Origin of the sequence: Bacillus siamensis (assembly GCF_051628075.1) — a bacterium.
GTDB lineage: Bacteria > Bacillota > Bacilli > Bacillales > Bacillaceae > Bacillus > Bacillus siamensis.
Map to the genome: position 1 here is coordinate 3,151,977 of NZ_CP155579.1, position 17,974 is coordinate 3,169,950.

Below are 17,974 nucleotides of genomic sequence, written 5' to 3' on the forward strand. Positions count from 1 at the left end.
TGATGGCGCAATCGGAATTCAAGGAATACATACACATAAACCTGGCTATGGTGCTGCCCCACCTAGAGCCGAACGATGACCTGGTTCAAAATAAAAAGATGCTTCCGAACGGGCTTGTTTTTTATTATATGTATCTGAGTGAAATGAACGATGAAGACAAAATAAAAGAAGCGATTGAAACGCTGCTGCAGGGAGAAGACACCCTGACGCTGGAGGCAGTGACGAAGCGTCTTGATCAGATTGACGCCCGTCCCGTCACTGCGGCGAAAGAAGCCGTCACTTCCATTCTGCGGGGGAAATGCGCCGTGTTTATTAACGGCCTTGATAACGTATACATTCTTTCCACGGGAAAAAGAGAAAAAAGAAGCGTGACAGAACCTACCTCCGAAAAGGTTGTAAGAGGGCCTAAGGTCGCTTTCATAGAGGATTCTGATACAAACGTCGCCATGATCAGGCAGCGGACGAACCATCCGAAGCTGAAAACGAAAAAGGTTCCGCTCGGAGAAAGCAAGTTAAAATACGCCACTGTCATGTACATAGATGATGAGGCTGACCCGTCTGTCGTCAGCGATGTTTTAAAACGCCTCAGCGAAGTGAAGCTGGACGACATTCAGGATTCCGGGACGCTTGAAGAGCTTATTGAGGATAATAAGTATTCGCCGTTTCCGCAAATACAAAATACGGAACGGCCTGATAAAGTCTCCTCCGCCTTGTTTAACGGCCGCGTCGCCATCCTTGTCGACAACTCACCGTTTGCGCTGGTGGTTCCGGCTTCTTTAGGCATTTTAATGCAGTCTCCCGACGATTATTATGAACGGTGGATTTCCGCCTCGCTCATTCGGGCGCTGCGGTTTACGTCTATTTTTATCACGCTGTTTTTTTCAGCCATTTATATCGCCCTCGTCTCGTTTCACCAAGGGCTTCTGCCGACGCCGCTTGCAGTCACTATCTCGGCGAACAGAGAAAACGTTCCCTTCCCGCCCATCATTGAAGCAATGGTGATGGAAATTACGATAGAACTGCTGAGAGAAGCGGGTTTGAGGCTCCCTAACCCGCTCGGCCAGACGATCGGATTGGTGGGCGGAGTCGTCATCGGCCAGGCGGCTGTTGAAGCGAATATTGTCAGCTCCATCATGGTCATCGTGGTCAGCATTGTCGCGCTCGCTTCATTTACGGTGCCGCAGTACGGAATGGGGCTTTCATTCCGTGTGCTCCGTTTCATTTCAATGTTTGCTGCGGCAGCATTCGGGCTGTACGGCATGATTTTATTTATGCTGGCGATATACACCCATTTATCGAGACAGCGAAGCTTCGGTTCTCCGTATTTCTCGCCGAATGGGTTTTTCAGCTTAAAAAACGCAAGCGACTCCATTCTCCGTCTCCCTATTAAAAATCAACCAAAAGAGGCGAAAAACGTAAATGAGCCAGAAAACAACTCACAATAAACTTACAAGCTATCAAGGGACGGCATTGATTGCCAACACGATGCTCGGGGCGGGGCTCCTCACCATGCCGCGGTCGCTGTCAGCAAGGGCAAATTCGCCGGACGGCTGGATCGCATTATGTCTGGAAGGCGTCATCTTTATCTTTTTGATTTATCTCAATACGCTCATTATGAAAAAGCATCAGTATGAATCGTTTTTTGATTATATGAATGAAGGTCTCGGGAAATGGGCGGGCAATATCGTCAACCTGGTGATCTGCCTCTATTTTATAGGAGTCGCCAGCTTCGAAGCCCGTGCGATGGCGGAAATGGTCAAGTTCTTTTTATTGGAAAAAACGCCCGTGCCGGTCATGCTGTTTATCTTTATTGCCTGTTCCGTTTATTTGATTATCGGCGGCATGAGTGATATCGGCAGGCTCTTTCCTTTCTATTTAATGATTACGATTATTATTTTGCTGATGGTGTTTTCCTTCAGCTTTAAAATATTTAATATAGACAACCTGCGGCCGGTGCTCGGCCAGGGATTTTCTCCCGTTATGGCCTCTTTGACCGTCGTTTCTGTTTCCTTCTTGGGCATTGAAATTATGCTGTTTCTCCCAGAGTACCTTAAAAATAAACAGCACATGTTCCGCACGTCGGCCATTGGCTTTGGCATCCCGATTATTTTATACATCATTACCTACGTGCTCGTCGTCGGCGCCTTAACCACCCAGGATGTCAAAACTATGATCTGGCCCACGATCGCGCTCTTTCAATCATTTGAAATCAAAGGGCTTTTTATCGAACGGTTCGAGTCCTTTCTGCTTGTTGTCTGGATTATCCAATTTTTCGCCACCTATGTATCGTACGGATATTTCGCGACATCCGGCCTCAATAAAATTTTCGGGCTGAAGCAGAAAAAAGGCATCATCTTCGTAGGGATTGCGACATTCTTGGGGTCATTGATGCCAAAGGACGCGAACAAGCTGATGATGTTCAGTGATATTCTCGGCTATATCTTCTTAGGTTTCTTTTTGCTGCCTTTACTGATGTTTGCAGTCGTCGCTGTGAAAAGGAAGGTGAAAAAAGCGCAATGAAGAAATACATCGTAATCTTTCTTTGCTCATTGCTTTTGACGGGGTGCTGGGACAGCCGTAATATAGAAGACTTGAGCCTCGTTATCGGAGTCGGGCTCGATAAACCTGAGGAAGAAAACGTGGAAGTGACGCAGCAGATTCTGATCCCGCAAAAAGCAAGTTCCCAGCAGTCGACATCAAGCAATCCGACAAAGGTGACTTCCACTTCCGGGGAAACCGTTCACCAAGCCTTAAGGACGGCATCGTTAAAAAATCACCCCGCTTTCTCCCAGCACTTGCGCATCATGCTGTTTTCCGAAGCGCTGTTAAAGGACAACATCCCGTTTGACGCATTAATGAACCAGTTTGTCAGGGACAACGGAACGAGAAGAAGCTGCAATGTGATGACGGTGCCGGATAAAACGAAAGATATTTTCAATGTCAGCGACCAGGGGGAGCCTGCGTCAAATACTATCTATGACTTAACGGAAAATAATGCCGTCACCATCCGGATGATGGAGCCTGTGACATTAGGGGATATATCCGAGAAAATCGCCCAGAACGAGACCTTTGTCCTGCCTCAAGTGCGCAAAGTGGGCAGCAGGCTGGAAATCTGGGGCGCAACCATTATAAAAAATAAATTCTGGTATGCAGATTTAACGCCTTTACAAGTCCAGAATATGAACCTGTTCACAGGCACGGTAAAGGGAGGCGTCACGTTTGCAAAGCATGACAATTATTTTTTATCTTTCGAGATATTTTCAAGCAAATATGATGTGAAAACACAATACAAAAACGGAAAATTCAAGTTCATCGTCACCCGGTTTGTTGAAGGCCGCCTGTCTGAGGATTGGAACCCGAAAGAAGATTCCTTCAGGGAGTCCTATATAAATGAAATTCAAAAAACGGTAAAACGAACCATCCATTCGGATGTCATGGCATTCATCGATTATCTGCAGCATGATTTAAAAGTGGATATTACCGGGTTAGGCGATCAGGTCCGTATTCATTACCCCGATAAGTGGAAAAAGGTGGCCTCTGACTGGGACCGTCATTTCAGTGAATCAGATATTGAATACAAAGTCAAAGTCGCCGTCAGAGATTTCGGAACAAAAGGAATGTCCCAATGACCTGTCCTGCGGGGAGAGTGTGCATAGCGCCGCTCTCCTTTTATCATTTCACGAGATGATTGCGGTGGGCATATACGGCGGCCTGCGTGCGGTCACTGACATCAAGCTTTGACAATATATTCGTGATGTGGGTTTTTACCGTTTTAATCGTTATGAACAGCTCTTCCCCAATCTCTTTATTCGTCTTGCCTTCCGCGACGAGACAGAGGATTTCCAGTTCTCTCTTTGTCAGCGTTTCATGCGGAAGCTGGTTCTCTGAATGGCGCAGCCTTGACAGCACTTTTCCCGCCACCTTCGATTCAAGCTTCGGTTCGCCCTTGGCAGCCGCTCTGATGGCTTCGGCTATTTCCGCCGCCTTGGACGTTTTCAGCAAATAGCTGAGCGCTCCCGCTTCGATTACCGGATACACTTTATCGTCATCAATAAAGCTCGTCAGCACGATGATTTTCGGGTCATCGAGTTTGGCGCAGATCTGTCTTGTGGCTTCGATGCCGTCCATGCCGTCCATGACAAGATCCATTAAAATCACATCCGGCAAAAGCGCGGCGGCCAGATCGACGCCCTGCTGTCCGTCTGATGCTTCACCGGCGACTTCAATGTCCGGCTGTGCTTCTAAAAACGCGGCCAGACCCATCCTGACCATTTCATGATCATCAATCAGTAACACTCGAATCACTGTCGTTCTCTCCTTTTGTTTTCTGGTAAATCGGGACTTTCACGTCGATCTGCGTGCCTTTTCCCTTCACTGAGATAATTTCCGCTATGCCGCCGATTTCGCTCGCTCTTTCCTTGATGGAATGCAGGCCGTAAGAGGACGCTTTGACTTGATCCATTGTAAAACCCGCCCCGTTATCAATGACTTTAAGCTGAAGTTTTTGATGTTTCGCGCCGAGTCTGACAGTGACCTTGGTCGCCTTTGAATGCCTGAAAACGTTGGAAAGCGCCTCTTGTACGATTCGGAACAGATGGTCTTCAACGCCTTTTGACACACCCGTGTCGCTGATATCCCACTCAATATCAAGCGGCTGCTTCGCTTTGAACTCTTTTAACAGCTCAATCAGCCCTTCTTTCAAGCCTTTTCCTTCTAAGGTGACGGGCCGCAGATGCAATAGCAGCGCCCGCATTTCGTTTTGCGCTTCCCCCGCCATATGTTCAACCATGCGAATCCGTTTGACGATTTTGTCATCCGCATCTTTCACCTGCTCTAAGACGGCGGATGTCATCATAGAGATGGCAAAGAGCTGCTGGCTGACGGCATCGTGCAGATCGCGCGCCAGCCGCTGGCGTTCTTCAGTGATGACCGATTTTTTCATTTGATCCTGCCATTCCGCCCGCTCGTTGGAAAGCTTTTGCAGCGATGTGACCTGCAGCTCGACCCGCTTGGCCATTTCGTTGAGCTGGTCTGCCGCCAGACCGATTTCATCATCACCGAGCGGCGGCACCCGATAAGCGAAATTGCCGTTTTCAAACTTCAAAACCGCTTCAATCAGTGTATCCATTCTTGTTTTCAGACGGCCGCCGTATACATAACCGGAAATCAGTCCGGCTGAAAGGGACGCCAAAAGCAGGATGACCACAAACGGAATACCGAACCAGCCGGAAGAAAACAAAAGCATCGGATCAAGCCCGTAATACAGCAGCATCAGCGCAATAAACACCGCGCATAGGAGCAGACTGAGCCCCGCGGTCATCCGCATGGCGCGCCACTGAATATTGGCGAGTAATTTTTTCCTCATAAGTACTTCACATCCACATCGCCGATGAATAGAGAAATTGATATTTTAATCCGCCGCGGCGAGTCGCCGTACTCAGAAGACACTTTATGCAGATTCGTGCTCATGCCGCTTTTCTTAGAGCCAAGCAGGTTCATATCGCCGATAAAAGCTGATGAACTGACGGACACTTCGATATCAGACGGGACGTACACATCAACATTGCCGATGACACCGCTGATTGTCATCGTGCTTTCTCCTTCAGGTATTATCGCCTTTGAGAGATCAATTTTCACATCACCGATAAACCCGGAAACATTTAAATCATTCAGCTCAAACGGGTCCTTCATCATCCGCAGCTCGCCGATAAAAAAGCTGCGGAGATCCGGCTGTCTGCTTTCCGGCTGGACGGCAGGCTTTGGCTGCTCTTCTTTTTCAAGGCTGATTTTCTTTTCTTTATGCTCCAATACGCGCTTTCCTTTCAGGAGCCTGTAGCCCGCGTAAATGAGAAAGGCGGCGAAGGCATAGCCGAACAGGCTGAAGGTGGCGCTGAACAGGTTTCTCAAAAATAAAAAAGCGGCAAAGATATACAGGACGGAGCCGAGCCAGCCGCGGGAGTATTTATTAAAAATATAGCCTGTAATCAGAAAAAAGAGCGGCCAAAACAGGAAGTCGCCGATGCCGATAATACGTAAAAACATGCTGACGCCTAATAAGGCGATGATAAGTCCGAGAATCTGTTTTTTTGCCATGTCAGCTGCTTGCCCCTCCTTTCCTTGTCTATTGCAGTGCAATATTGCCGCTCGTCACTTTTATATCTATCGGCCTGGCGCCGCTGCCTTTCATGCCGGTGAAGGTCCCGCCTTCCTTACTCGTTTTCTCAAAGGAATAGGACGGCTGAATCCTTCCGCTTGCCGTTTCGGCGTTTACTGAAAAATTCCCGTCTTTCGGCAAGCTGATGGCTGCGCTGCCGCTCGCAAGCCTGACGGATACGGGAGCGTTCGCCGTCTCAAGCGAGGCGTCGACACTGCCGGAAGCGACCCTCACGTCAAGGGCTCCCGTCACATGATGAAGCCCGGTATGTCCTGAGGATGAGCGGACTTCCGCCGTTTTAGCCGCAAGATCGGCTGCTTCGAGATCGCCCGACAGCCCTTTCGCTTTAAACACATCCGTCTTCACATGCTTCAGCGATATGTTCCCGCTTACAGAACGGACGCCGAAATGCGCAAGAGACAGCCCCTTGTTTCCGTCAACGGAAATGCTTCCGCCTGATGTTTGGACGGTGATGTCCTGATGATACTCATACGGGATGCGGACAATCAGCAGAGGACGCTGAAAGAGATTCAAAAATTGGAATCCTTTCTCCTTCGCTTTGAGATTGAGGGTTTTCCCCCTGCTTTGGACAAACATTTTCCCCGCCGGTCCGGTCATGTTTGCCGCGATGTCATTCCGCTCTTCCGCAATGATTTTCACATCCGTCTGTTCCGACGAAACGGACAGGCTTTTGACGGCACGAGGCGGCACGCTTGCCGATACCGATTCTGTTTCGTACAGCAGAAACAAACGCCCGGCAAACACTTCTTTCACCAAAAACAGACAGCAGATCAGAACGGACGCCGCCATCAGCCCTTTGGCAATCTTACGCTTCATTACGTTCCATCCTTTTTCATTCATTTTATTATAAAGGAAAAGCCGGATAATTGATATGTGCGTATAGGGAAGAGGCGTAAAAGCGCCGACCTTCCCTTGTGCACATTATTCATGAGCCGCTTTTTGATGCTCTGCTTTTTCCAGAGAAAGCGATCGCATTTTTTCAAGCTCAGCTTCGACCTCGTCCGAATATTGCGAGCGGCTGTGTTCTGTATTCGCCTCAGCCGAAGTGCCGTATTTGACGCGGACTTCCATTTCTTCAATGCGGTTTTCCATTCGGAGAAACTCTCTATAGGCGCTTTCGCTGTCAATCTTGTCAAAAGAAGCGTTCATATGTTCCTTCGCTTTTGCCGCGTTGGCGCGGGCGATAAGCGCCTGTTTTTTATCCTTTACGTCGCGAAGACGCGTTTCCAGGGTTTCCAGCTGTTCTTTCAGCTCGGCCAGCTGTGTTTTCGCCTGCTCGTACGCTTTTTCATGTTCGGCCGCTTTTCCCTCAAGGTATTTCATTTCAGTCAGAGCCTTTTTCGCAAGCTCCTCTTCCCCGGCGTCAAAGGCAAGCTGAGCCTGGTTTTTCCGTTTTGCCGCCGTTTCGGAGGCGTCCTCCTGTTTTTTCTTAAACTGATGGACGATCGTGTGCTGTTTGACAATCGTTTGTTTCGCCTTGGCGATGTCACTTTCCATATCACGCACATATTGATTCAGCATAACTTTCGGATTTTCTAGTTTATCAAGCCCTTCGTTAACAGATGCGACGAACATATCTCTTATTCTTTTTAAGACCATTTTGTCTTCCTCCTTATTTTTTCTTCAAAAATTCTTCCCATTCAGAGTCAAAGCCTGATTGATAGCCCGGTGATGACGCTTCCGGTTCATACTGGCGGGAAGCGGTGTCTGAGCCGCCCTGCTTCATCATCTTCCAGCCGAAATACACCATAGCGCCAGCCAGCCCGATAGCAACGATAAATGGAAGAGAGCCGACAAGAATCATAGCTCCGATGACGCTTGCGATGATACCGGACACCGCCCGGCCTTTTGAAAAACGTTTGATTCCCCAGTAAAGCATCAGGCCTCCGATCGCCAGCGGGATGATAAACGCGAAGTGGCCTCCTCCGAAAAAGACAGAAAGTCCGAACACAATCAGCAGAAAGCCGCCTGCCGTTTTTATATTTATATTCATGCAGATCCTCCTTTCGATTTCCTTGTCTTTACTATAAACAAATCCCGCGGCCGGCAAAACGAGTCAGAGATTGATTTTCATATCAGACCGGAGTCGTATAAGCCCCCCGACCCTAACATCAAAAAAACGCCGCTGCACCGGACGGCGCAGGGCGTTTTACAAGAATGCTATATTCTGATGCTCGCTTCTTTTTCCTTGATGAGATCAGTGCGTTCCGCTTTGGCAAGCTTCGTAAAGAACAATATCCCGAGACCTGACAGGACTTCAACGAGACCGCCGGCGGCAATGACTTTTCCGGGCCCGAAGGCGTTAGCCGCATATCCGCAAAGAACCGCACCGAGCGGAATGGATATGTTGGAGATCATATGGATGACGGCATAGACCTGCGGCTGATCATCATGATCCACAGACGTTTGAATAATGGTATACTCCGGCACATTTATGGCGCTGACGGCGGAACCGAACGCAAACGCTGCAAGGAAGACGAGCGGCAGAAACGTGTTGATGCCGGTGATGAAAAATGCCGCCCCTTCTATGATTCCCGCTGACACAAACAGGAGACCGTATTTGTTCACCTTCACCTTAGCCAAAATAAAACCCATTAAAAAGGCTCCGCCTGTTCCTGTCGCTTTCAGAAGCGAGTAAATGATCGGCGGCATATGTAAATCTTCAGCGACGTAAACGGCGGAAAGCGCCTCCCACGGAGCGGCCGCAAAGTTCATGAAAATACAATAGATGGCGAGCGGGTATAAAATCTGGTGTTTTCGGACGAGCACAAAACCCCGTTTAAGCCTTCCGAAATACGTCCCGCGCTGTCTGACGGCGGCGGTATCCTGTTTGTCACGCTGAACTTGGTATGACATAAAGAGTACGAGAAAACCTGATAGAAGATAGAATATAAGTGCGATAAACAAAGAATAAGCGGGACTGATAAATGTTAAAAACACTCCGCTCAGCGTAACGGCGGCAAGCCTGACGATCTGGCCTGAGGACTGGATGACCGCATTCGCTTTCTGCAGGCTGTTTTCTCCGACAATATTGGGGATTAAAGAGATAGATGCAGGATTATAAGCGGCTCCGGTGGCTGAATGCACAATCATGAGAAGCATCACAAACCATAAAGGAGAAAAACCGTTAAAATAACAGACCGGAATGATTAACACGACCGCCGCGCGCGTGAGGTCTGAAAAATACATCCAGAATTTCAGCGTATGCTGCTTCATAAAAGGCCCGGTAATCGGTGCCAGCATCGCCTCCGGAAGGAACGTAACCGCAATTAACAGCGCCGTGCCGATCGCCCCTTCACCGTCAAAAATCAAAAACCAGAGAATGGAATTAAAGGCAAAACCGTCTCCCGACAATTTAACAAGCCTTGAGATAAACAGAAAGGTGAAATTTTTATTCCAGATGCTCTCGCTCTTATGATTTGTATCCATCTATCAAATCCCCCATTTTTTTACAATGTTTCTTATAATATCTCATTTTTTAATTTTTCAGTCAATAATGCATAAGATACATTTTCCTTCTGGCAATAAGGGTTCAATTGATGGATATCGCCGTTAAAAACAGCCGGCTTCCTCTCGCCGGCTGAATCAAAACGTTATTCATCTTCACGGAATACTGCGGCGCTTCTTTCATACTCTATATCTTTAACGCCATGTCTTGCGTTGACTGCTCTTGCCGCCGCGAAAAAATAATCAGACAGACGGTTCAAGTAACGCATCACCGTGTCATTTATCTCTTCTGTTCTGCCAAGTTTCACGATGAGACGCTCCGCCCGTCTTGTGACAGTCCGCGCGATGTGAAGCTGAGCAGCCGCCTTATGCCCGCCCGGAAGAATAAATTTTTCAAGCGGAGGCGCTTCAGCGGTATAACGGTCTATGCAGTCTTCCAGTACGGTAATAGATTTCTCTCTTAATGTATAGCTCTTATTCTCAGTGACAGTCGCCAAGTCGCCGCCGCAGTCAAACAGCTCGTGCTGAATGTTTCGGAGTTCAGCTTTCAGATCACCGCAATTCTCACAATCATCAAGCTCCGCAAGCGCAAGCCCGATAAAGCTGTTCAGCTCATCGATCGTCCCGTAGCTTTCAACCCGCAGACTGTCTTTATCCGTTCTGCCGCCGATCAGGCTTGTCTGTCCTTTATCGCCGGTTTTCGTATACAGCTTCATCGTTCTGTTCCTCCTTCTTCCGCCGCTTTTACACATGCCGCGGTTCCTCTTCTCACAGCTTTTTCCGCATGGCGGACGTCTATTACCTTTCCTGTCTGCAAGGCACAAATGACAATGTCGCCGTTTGCCTGTCTGCCGGAAAGAGCCTGCATTCTCGCTTCCGCCGCTGCCGTTAACAGCCGTACAAAGCCTTGTTCAGATAAGCGGCCGCTGATGAGTGCCCAAACGGTGTGCTTGGCGGTCACGGCAATCGTTATCGAATCAAACGTCCGGCAGACAAAACCAGCCGCCGCTGAGCCGGTAAGCCGGCGGCTCCACGAAAAGCCTGAGCCGTCAGATGCGGTTGACAACATTCTGAACGGACGGTCTGTCTGAAGCGTTACGGTATTTCCGCTTTTGTTTATCAAAGAGGCGAACGAAGCGCTGACAGACTCTCTTTCCTCCCGCACTTCCGGCATGAAGGCGATCAGCGGTTTCGGTGACGCTTTTTGGCCGACAGCACTGACGGTGATGCCGTAAATGTCTTCAATCGTTTCTTTTTTCAAAGCCTGATCCGGCGTCTGCTTGGAAAAAGCGCGTCCGTCTTTCATCATCAGCAGCTGATCACAGTATTGTCCTGCGGCGTTGAGGTCGTGAAAAATACTGATGACCGTCAGGCCGCTTTCTCTCGTCAGCCGCTTCACCGTATCAAGCAGGTCTTTTTGATATTTGAGATCAAGAAATGTCGTCGGCTCATCCAGACACAGCACCTCAGGCTGCTGAGCCAGCGCCTGCGCCAGAAAGACGCGCTGCCGCTCCCCGCCGCTCAGATTGCGGACGGATTGCTGCGCATATCGGTCGATGCCGGTCATTTCCATCGCTTCCCGGACAATGTCTTCGTCATGTTGATCCATCTGTCTGAAGAGTCCTTTTTGATACGGGTATCTGCCGAAAGACACCGTTTCCTTCACGGTAAATGAAAAGGCTTGCTCCGTATGTTGCGGCAAAACGGCCATGATTTTCGCAAGCTCCCGCGGCTTGTATCTGCTCACTGGCCTGCCTGCGACAAGCACCTCGCCTTTTGACGGAGAAAGCATCCCCGTAAGCAATTTCATCAGCGTTGTTTTTCCTGAGCCGTTCGGACCGAGTATGCCGACAAATTCACCCTTTCCGGCGGTAAAGCTGACATCTTCTACAATCATCCGGCCTCCGTACCCGCCGGACAGGCCGCTCACCCTGATCATAAGCGTTTCCCTCCATGATGCTGGCGAAGCAGAATCAAGGCAAATACAGGCGCTCCCGCCAAAGCCGTCATAATGCCGATCGGCAATTCGACAGGTTCAATGACGGTGCGGGAAAACAAATCAGCCAAAATGAGAAAACCGGCGCCCGTCAATGCTGACAGCGGGAGTAAATGGCGATGATCCGTTCCCCATAAAATTCGTGTCACATGGGGAATGACAAGGCCGACAAATCCGATTGTCCCCGATACGGCAACCGCTCCTCCCGTCAGCAGAGATCCGGCGGCGATCATCAGCCATTTTCTTTTTTCCGTACTGACGCCTAAAAGCCTTGCCTTTTCTTCTCCATAAGTCATAATGTTTAATTCTCTGCCATTGATAAGCAGAAGCGCCGTCCCGGCCAGAAAAAAAGGCAGAAACAGCGCGACATAGCCCCAGCCTCTCATTGACACGCTTCCTAACAGCCAGCGGACAATCGGGAGCAGGTCATTTCCCGTTAAGGCGATCACAAGCGAAATAAGGGCCCCGAGAAAAGAATTCATGATGATGCCTGTCAAAATGAGCGTCGAAACAGACATCGACGCATGAACGAGACGGCTGAAAAACAGAACCGCCGCCATGACCGCAATGGCTGCGGCGATGCTGACAACCGGAAGTGTGAACCGGCCGATGACGGGAATCTGGAGGCCGAAAAACAAGGTGATCACGGCTCCCGCCGAAGCTCCCGAAGACACCCCGAGTGTATAAGGGTCGGCGAGCGGATTTTTCAGAAGTCCTTGAAACGCCGCTCCCGCAATGGATAATGCGGCTCCGACAAGGGCGGCCAGAACGACTCTCGGCAGGCGGATATTCATCATAATATTGACATACATAGGGTCAGCCGAGGATGTCCGGCCGACCCCGATCCAAAAAACGTCGGATAAAGGAATATGCAGACTGCCGATTGAAATGCCAAGCGCCGCACAAACGGCTAAAAACAGCAGGCTGGCCGCGTAAGCCAGCGGCCGGTTACTTTTTAAACGTTTCAGGATAAACGCTTTCCGCAAGCTTCTCGACCCCTTTTACAAGGCGCGGGCCTGAGCGTGTGACAAGGTCAGGATCAACAGAATAGACGTTGTGGTGTTTGACCGCATTGACCGCACCCCAGCCGGCACGTTTTTCCACTTCAGCAGCCTTTACGCCGTCTGTCGTAATGATGACGTCCGGATTCATTTTGACAATCGCTTCATCCGTCAGCTGCACCCAGCCGGCCTGGCTGCCGGCGGCGTTTTTCGCATGTATATCTTCAAGCATTTCGTTCATAAACGTGCCCTTCCCCGTTGTATAGCCGTCAGGAGAAACCTCGACGAATACTTTCTTTTCATCTTTTTCAGAAATCGCCGCCGCTTTCTTTTCTATGCCGGAAAGGTCGGATTTCATCTTTTTAATCAGCTTGTCCGCCTGCTTTTCTTTGCCGGCTGCTTTTCCGATCATACTGATTGATTTGTACACATCTTGGAACGATTGCGCATCATTGACCGTTAAGACGGTAATGCCCGCATCTTTTAACTGCTTCATCGCATCGGCGGAAGCGGACATTGAGGACGCGTGGGCCAGCACGAGATCCGGCTTCAGCGCGATGACTTTCTCAACGTTTACATTCATATCTCCGACTTTCGGTTTTTTTGCAGCTTCTTTCGGATATGTATCATTTGTCGTGACGCCTGCGACCTTATCTCCCAGTCCGAGCGCGTATGTAATTTCCGTATTGCTCGGCATGAGGGAGACGATTTTTTCCGGCGCCTGCTTCATAGTTACTTTGTCATTTGCGGCATCCTTGATAGTTACCGGGAATGCCTCGGTTGAAACGGCTTTTTGTTTTGCCGCGCTTCCTTCTTCTTGCGCGCCGGAACAGCCGGCGGACACAACGGCGGTGACAAAGAGCGCCGCCCAGACGGCAGTGATCTTCTTCATTCTTTTAACTCCCCCTGATTATGGTAAACGATTGTCTTCTTGACATTCGTATCCTTTTTTCGCAGTAATTATACTATAAGTCTTGAAGGCTTGTATATCCGGCCTTTTTTGCATGAAAGCAAATGATTCGTAAACACTAAAATTCATCATGTATACTGTTACACAATCGAGTAAAAAGGAGGATCATCATGGAATTACAGCTTGAACGAAAACTCGTGTTAATCACAGGATCAACTTCCGGCATCGGAAAAGCCGCGGCAAAAAGCTTTTTAACCGAAGGCGCCGAGGTGATTGTAAACGGAAGAAAAAAAGAAACCGTTGAACGGACGGTTGAGGAGCTTTCCGCTTACGGAACGGTTCACGGCATCGCCGCAGATTTATCGCGTCAGGAGGAGGCCGATGATTTGATCAAGCGCGCCGCCGGAATCGGGGAAGTCGATATTCTCGTTAATAACCTCGGTTTTTTCGAAGTGAAGGACTTCGCGGATGTATCTGATGACGAATGGACCCGGTATTTTGAAGTGAATGTCATGAGCGCTGTGCGCCTGTGCCGGCGTTTTCTGCCGCAAATGCTTGAAAGAAACAGCGGACGGATTTTGAACATCTCCAGTGAAGCCGGTGTCAAACCGCTTGCGCAAATGATTCCGTATTCAATGACGAAAACGGCGTTAATCAGCTTGTCCCGGGGAATGGCGGAAATGACAAAAGGCACGAATGTCACGGTAAACTCCGTGCTGCCGGGACCGACATGGACCGAAGGCGTCGCTTCTTACATGGAAGGAGCCGCAAAGGCCGCCGGAGAAGATACGGACAGCTTCGTCCGGGATTATTTTAAAGTGAATGAACCGACATCATTGATTCAGCGCTATGCGACCCCGGAAGAAGTCGCCAATACGATTGTATTTCTCGCTTCAGCTGCGGCATCTGCCATTAACGGCACCGCACAGCGGGTTGAAGGCGGCATCATCCGCTCCATTTAACAAAAAAAGCCCGGCACAATGGGACTGTTCCCATATGCCAGGGCTTTTTTACATGAGGCCTGCAAACGGAACCGGCTCCCAGCCGCCCGTCTCAAGCTCTGCGGAAAACAGGCCGCCCGCATGCGGCTGTTCAAGTCTTTCGGCTTCCGTCAATTTTTCCGTTGCGGTCGTAATGTATAATGTGTTGAGCTCCCTGCCTCCGAACGCACAGCAGGTGACGTATTTTGCGGGAACTTCAATAGATGCAATTTCCTTATGCGAAAACGGGTCAATCCGGACGGCACGGCCGCCTCCGAACAGAGCCACCCACAGCATTCCGTCCCGGTCAATGGTCATCCCGTCGGGAGATCCGTGCGACTCCGGAAAGCGGTAGACCGTTTTCGGATCTGATACGGCTCCGGTTTTAGGATCGTATGCATAACAGACGATTTCCTGCGTCGGAGTATCAATATAGTACATCAGGTTTCGGTCCCGATCCCAATCCAAACCGTTCGAAGTGGAGACCTGGTCTTTTATTTTGGCAAGGCTGCCGTCCGTATTCAGACGGTACAGCGAAGCCTCCTCTTCTTTGCCTTCCATGCTCGTCGTCCCCGCCCATAATCTTCCGGACGGGTCGCATTTTGCATCATTGAAACGGATATCTTCCCGCATGTCTTTCGGCTGCTTCATCTTCGTCAATGTGTCTTCCCGAAGATTGTACAGGTAAAATCCGTCTTTCATCGTCATCACCAGCTCTTCCTTTGAATACAAGGCCAGAGCCGTGACAAATGATTTGAATTTAACGGAACGGTTGATTCCGTCAGCCGGAGTAAAAATATGGAGCTGGCTGCCCAGTATATCTACCCAGTACAGGCATTGCTTGTCCTTATCCCATAAAGGGCCTTCTCCTATAACTGCTCTCGTATCTGCTCGTAATGCTGCTTCCATGTGTGAACACCTCTTCTTTTGCTTGTCAGTCTTCTATTGTTATTCCCGACAAAGCGGCGTCCAAACTCAATCTTTCTTAAAAAGAATCGTAATCACAGTTCCGGCGCTGATTCTGCTGTTGACATGAATGGTTCCGTTATGAAGGTGAACCAGCTCCTTGGCAATGGCGAGCCCGAGTCCAGTTCCTTCTGACGGCCCCTTCGTATTCGTTCCCCGGTAATAACGGTTAAACAGCTGGTGAATCGTTTCGTCGTCCATTCCTCTTCCGTTATCTTTCACCTTCAAAATGAGCTGTTCTGCTGATTCCTCAAGCACAACCCGAATGGCCGTCCCTTTCTTATTATGCTTTACCGCGTTTGCCAGCAGATTCTCCAGAATACGGCGGAACCAAGCTTCATCAATGGCGAAAAGAATATCTTCCTTTTTGGTTTCAAAGGCGATGTCATAGCCTTCCGAGAACGTGTTTTTCGTGAAATCGTTCGTGACGTTTCTGATAAACGGAACGACGTTGATCAGGCGCCGTTCGATCGGGAGGGCGGCGTTTTTCAGACGGTATGTCAAATTCAAGTCCTCAATCAGCTTCGACATATATTCTGATTTTTCCCGGACGATCTGTCCCATTTCTTTGACTTCTTCCGGGGTCCATTCGTATTGCTTCGATTCAAGCATCATGCTGTAGCCGTAAATCGTGCTCAGCGGGGTTTTCAAGTCATGGCTCAGCCCGGCGATCCACTCTTCCCTTGTCGCCTGGATTTTTTCTCTGTTCTTCTTATCCCGCTTCAGCGTGTCAGTCAGCTGATCCATAGATTCGAAAATCTCTGCGAAAAAGCGGAACGGCTGCTTTGTTTTGCCTTTTTTGTTTTTGCTGACCGGCTGTCCTTTGCGGTTCTTCGGCTCTTCAAGCCGGCCCTTTGATAAATTGACGAGCCATTTGATGGTATGAAACAGCGGCCAGCCGAAACGGAAAGAGTACCAGATGGTCAGGATGCAGATCATCAATACTAAGATTCCGATCAAGAGGAAGAGGGTTTTCATCACATTTCTCAGAAATGACTTGTTAAACTCATGATCGGGAATGTACACAGGGTTCGGCACAGACGCGACCATCCATTTCGTTTTATCGAGTCTTTTAAAAGAAATTTCCCGCTTGTAATTCCACGGTTTGGAATTGTATTTCAGCAATTCAAGCTCATTGACGGTGTTCCGCTCTTTTTTGGTGCTGTTGATATCCCCGAGCAGTCTGCCGCTGTCTTCGAGAAGGTAGACCGCCCCTTTTTCCCGTTTAATATAATCAACCGTGCTTTTTTTATATTGAGAAAGAGAAGCGAGGGATGGCTCTTGGGACTCGATGTAAGTGAGAAGCTGCTCACTGGCAGATTTCCAGCCGAACAGAATCAGATAGGTCTCATCATTAATCGTGACCGTCCAGTAGTTCAGCTTATAGTTGTCAAAATTCCGATACTGATAAATGGATAAGAGATCTTTTCTGCTGTAATGGCTCGGGACGTCTTTCGGCACTCTGTACGCGTAGTCTGTTTTTTCTTTGTCATTAATAATCTGCAGCCAGCCCTTCTGCTTTCTGACCGACATCTTTAAAAATTCATCGACATCCCATGTGCCGTCTTCATTTTTATCAAGCCACGCTTCAAACGAGTCTGCCGTCGCTTTAGTAAGTCCCGCATTTGCTTCCGCTTCGCTGAAACGCCAATCCAAATAGAAGAAAGAAGCGACGGCCAAAACGGACATCAGCAGGATGACCAGCAGCAGCTGACCGAAAAAGTGAAGCAGAAATTTTCCGCGCATTCTCATGAGCGGGTTCCTTTTTCTCCTTGATCGGGAATAAACCGATAACCGAGGCCGCGCACCGTGACAATATAGGACGGATTGCTGGGGTCTTTTTCAATCTTTTCTCTGAGCTTGCGGATGTGAACCATGACGGTGTTGTTGTCGCCGTAAGACGGATAGCCCCACACTTTTTCATAGATCTGATCTTTCGAGAGCACCACATCAGGATGTTCACAGAAATATTGAAGCAATTGCAGAAGCTGTGCGGAGCAGCTGACGGGCTCGCCCCCGACAATCAGCTCGGCGTTTTGCGGCGAATAGGAAAAATGGCTGTATGAGTACGTTTTCTCTTCGCGCTTATAGGTTCTCTTCAATGTCGCCCTGATCCGCGCCGCCAATTCCAGCGGATTAAACGGCTTTGTTATATAATCGTCAGCTCCCAATGCAAATCCTGACAGCTTATCCGCATCAGACGACCGGGCAGTCAGAAAAAAGATCGGAGCGTCTGTATAGTTCCGGATTTCGGCGCATGCCTCAAAACCGGACATGCCTTCCATCATCACATCCAGCACGAGCAGATCCGCTGTCTCATGTTTAACAAACTCAATCGCTTCCTCTGCGCTGCCTGCCGTCTTAATGTTGTGATAGCCTTCTTTGACGAGAACGCGCTTGACCATATCAACGATCGCCTTCTCATCGTCTACAATTAAAATTGACGCATTTTCCACCTTGGACGTTCCTTTCTCTTTGTTTTTTTCATCATATCATTAT

The 17,974-nt window shown here is 49.1% G+C and carries 18 protein-coding genes; 4 read left to right on the forward strand and 14 right to left on the reverse strand.

Features of this window, described 5'->3' with window-relative positions:
- Positions 1 to 2 precede the first annotated feature (2 nt).
- From ABDB98_RS15595 to ABDB98_RS15605, 3 genes are read left to right on the forward strand one after another with little or no spacing between them, the layout of a single operon-like run.
- The gene (locus ABDB98_RS15595; RefSeq protein ID WP_438422155.1) at positions 3 to 1,445 is read left to right on the forward strand and encodes a spore germination protein; all 1,443 of its coding nucleotides are present in this window, start codon (positions 3 to 5) and stop codon (positions 1,443 to 1,445) included.
- Positions 1,420 to 2,520 (forward strand): spore germination protein, encoded by a 1,101-nt coding sequence (locus tag ABDB98_RS15600; protein WP_438420610.1) that lies wholly within the window; start codon positions 1,420 to 1,422, stop codon positions 2,518 to 2,520. The genes ABDB98_RS15595 and ABDB98_RS15600 overlap by 26 nt, the downstream gene beginning before the upstream one ends.
- A complete protein-coding gene (locus ABDB98_RS15605; RefSeq protein ID WP_438420611.1) occupies positions 2,517 to 3,629 on the forward strand; it encodes a Ger(x)C family spore germination protein in 1,113 nt (370 codons plus the stop codon). Before ABDB98_RS15600 ends, ABDB98_RS15605 begins: the two co-directional genes overlap by 4 nt.
- Positions 3,630 to 3,672: 43 nt before the next feature.
- On the opposite strand, the gene ABDB98_RS15610 is transcribed toward ABDB98_RS15605, so the two are convergent.
- From ABDB98_RS15610 to ABDB98_RS15660, 11 genes are all read right to left on the reverse strand, one after another.
- Positions 3,673 to 4,305, reverse strand: coding sequence for a response regulator transcription factor (locus ABDB98_RS15610; RefSeq protein WP_016937973.1), 633 nt, complete (start codon positions 4,303 to 4,305; stop codon positions 3,673 to 3,675).
- Entirely contained in the window at positions 4,283 to 5,365 is a 1,083-nt protein-coding gene (gene liaS, locus ABDB98_RS15615) for a two-component system sensor histidine kinase LiaS (protein WP_438420612.1), read from the reverse strand. Before liaS ends, ABDB98_RS15610 begins: the two co-directional genes overlap by 23 nt.
- Positions 5,362 to 6,093: a cell wall-active antibiotics response protein LiaF gene (gene liaF / locus ABDB98_RS15620; RefSeq protein ID WP_438420613.1), complete on the reverse strand. Its 732-nt coding sequence runs from the start codon at positions 6,091 to 6,093 to the stop codon at positions 5,362 to 5,364. Before liaF ends, liaS begins: the two co-directional genes overlap by 4 nt.
- A 28-nt stretch (positions 6,094 to 6,121) precedes the next feature.
- Positions 6,122 to 6,991 (reverse strand): LiaG family protein, encoded by an 870-nt coding sequence (gene liaG, locus ABDB98_RS15625; protein WP_438420614.1) that lies wholly within the window; start codon positions 6,989 to 6,991, stop codon positions 6,122 to 6,124.
- 105 nt (positions 6,992 to 7,096) lie between these two features.
- On the reverse strand, positions 7,097 to 7,774 hold the full coding sequence (liaH, locus tag ABDB98_RS15630; RefSeq protein ID WP_047477575.1) for a stress responsive protein LiaH: 678 nt from the start codon (positions 7,772 to 7,774) through the stop codon (positions 7,097 to 7,099).
- A 13-nt stretch (positions 7,775 to 7,787) separates the two neighbouring features.
- Positions 7,788 to 8,168 carry a protein liaI gene (locus tag ABDB98_RS15635; RefSeq protein WP_438420615.1) on the reverse strand — a complete coding sequence of 127 codons (381 nt, stop codon included), beginning with the start codon at positions 8,166 to 8,168 and terminating at the stop codon, positions 7,788 to 7,790.
- A gap of 167 nt (positions 8,169 to 8,335) precedes the next feature.
- Complete coding sequence (locus ABDB98_RS15640) at positions 8,336 to 9,604, reverse strand: MFS transporter (protein WP_438420616.1); 1,269 nt, start codon at positions 9,602 to 9,604, stop codon at positions 8,336 to 8,338.
- A gap of 164 nt (positions 9,605 to 9,768) precedes the next feature.
- The gene (locus ABDB98_RS15645) at positions 9,769 to 10,338 is read right to left on the reverse strand and encodes a cob(I)yrinic acid a,c-diamide adenosyltransferase (protein WP_438420617.1); all 570 of its coding nucleotides are present in this window, start codon (positions 10,336 to 10,338) and stop codon (positions 9,769 to 9,771) included.
- A complete protein-coding gene (locus ABDB98_RS15650) occupies positions 10,335 to 11,561 on the reverse strand; it encodes an ABC transporter ATP-binding protein (protein WP_438420618.1) in 1,227 nt (408 codons plus the stop codon). Before ABDB98_RS15650 ends, ABDB98_RS15645 begins: the two co-directional genes overlap by 4 nt.
- Positions 11,558 to 12,604, reverse strand: a complete 1,047-nt coding sequence (locus tag ABDB98_RS15655) for a FecCD family ABC transporter permease (protein WP_438420619.1) — start codon at positions 12,602 to 12,604, stop codon at positions 11,558 to 11,560. Before ABDB98_RS15655 ends, ABDB98_RS15650 begins: the two co-directional genes overlap by 4 nt.
- Positions 12,567 to 13,511, reverse strand: a complete 945-nt coding sequence (locus tag ABDB98_RS15660; protein ID WP_438420620.1) for an ABC transporter substrate-binding protein — start codon at positions 13,509 to 13,511, stop codon at positions 12,567 to 12,569. Before ABDB98_RS15660 ends, ABDB98_RS15655 begins: the two co-directional genes overlap by 38 nt.
- Before the next feature lie 188 nt (positions 13,512 to 13,699).
- Between ABDB98_RS15660 and ABDB98_RS15665 the strand changes: the two genes are divergently transcribed.
- A complete protein-coding gene (locus ABDB98_RS15665; protein WP_016937962.1) occupies positions 13,700 to 14,491 on the forward strand; it encodes an SDR family NAD(P)-dependent oxidoreductase in 792 nt (263 codons plus the stop codon).
- A 48-nt stretch (positions 14,492 to 14,539) separates the two neighbouring features.
- Here the strand turns inward: ABDB98_RS15665 and ABDB98_RS15670 are convergent, their stop codons facing one another.
- The 3 genes from ABDB98_RS15670 to ABDB98_RS15680 all read right to left on the reverse strand — a co-directional run bounded on the left by ABDB98_RS15670 (position 14,540) and on the right by ABDB98_RS15680 (position 17,931).
- Positions 14,540 to 15,418 (reverse strand): SMP-30/gluconolactonase/LRE family protein, encoded by an 879-nt coding sequence (locus ABDB98_RS15670; RefSeq protein WP_438420621.1) that lies wholly within the window; start codon positions 15,416 to 15,418, stop codon positions 14,540 to 14,542.
- Positions 15,419 to 15,484: 66 nt separating this feature from the next.
- A complete protein-coding gene (locus tag ABDB98_RS15675; protein WP_159354570.1) occupies positions 15,485 to 17,227 on the reverse strand; it encodes a HAMP domain-containing sensor histidine kinase in 1,743 nt (580 codons plus the stop codon).
- Entirely contained in the window at positions 17,224 to 17,931 is a 708-nt protein-coding gene (locus tag ABDB98_RS15680; RefSeq protein WP_016937959.1) for a response regulator transcription factor, read from the reverse strand. The genes ABDB98_RS15675 and ABDB98_RS15680 overlap by 4 nt, the downstream gene beginning before the upstream one ends.
- Positions 17,932 to 17,974: the final 43 nt, after the last annotated feature.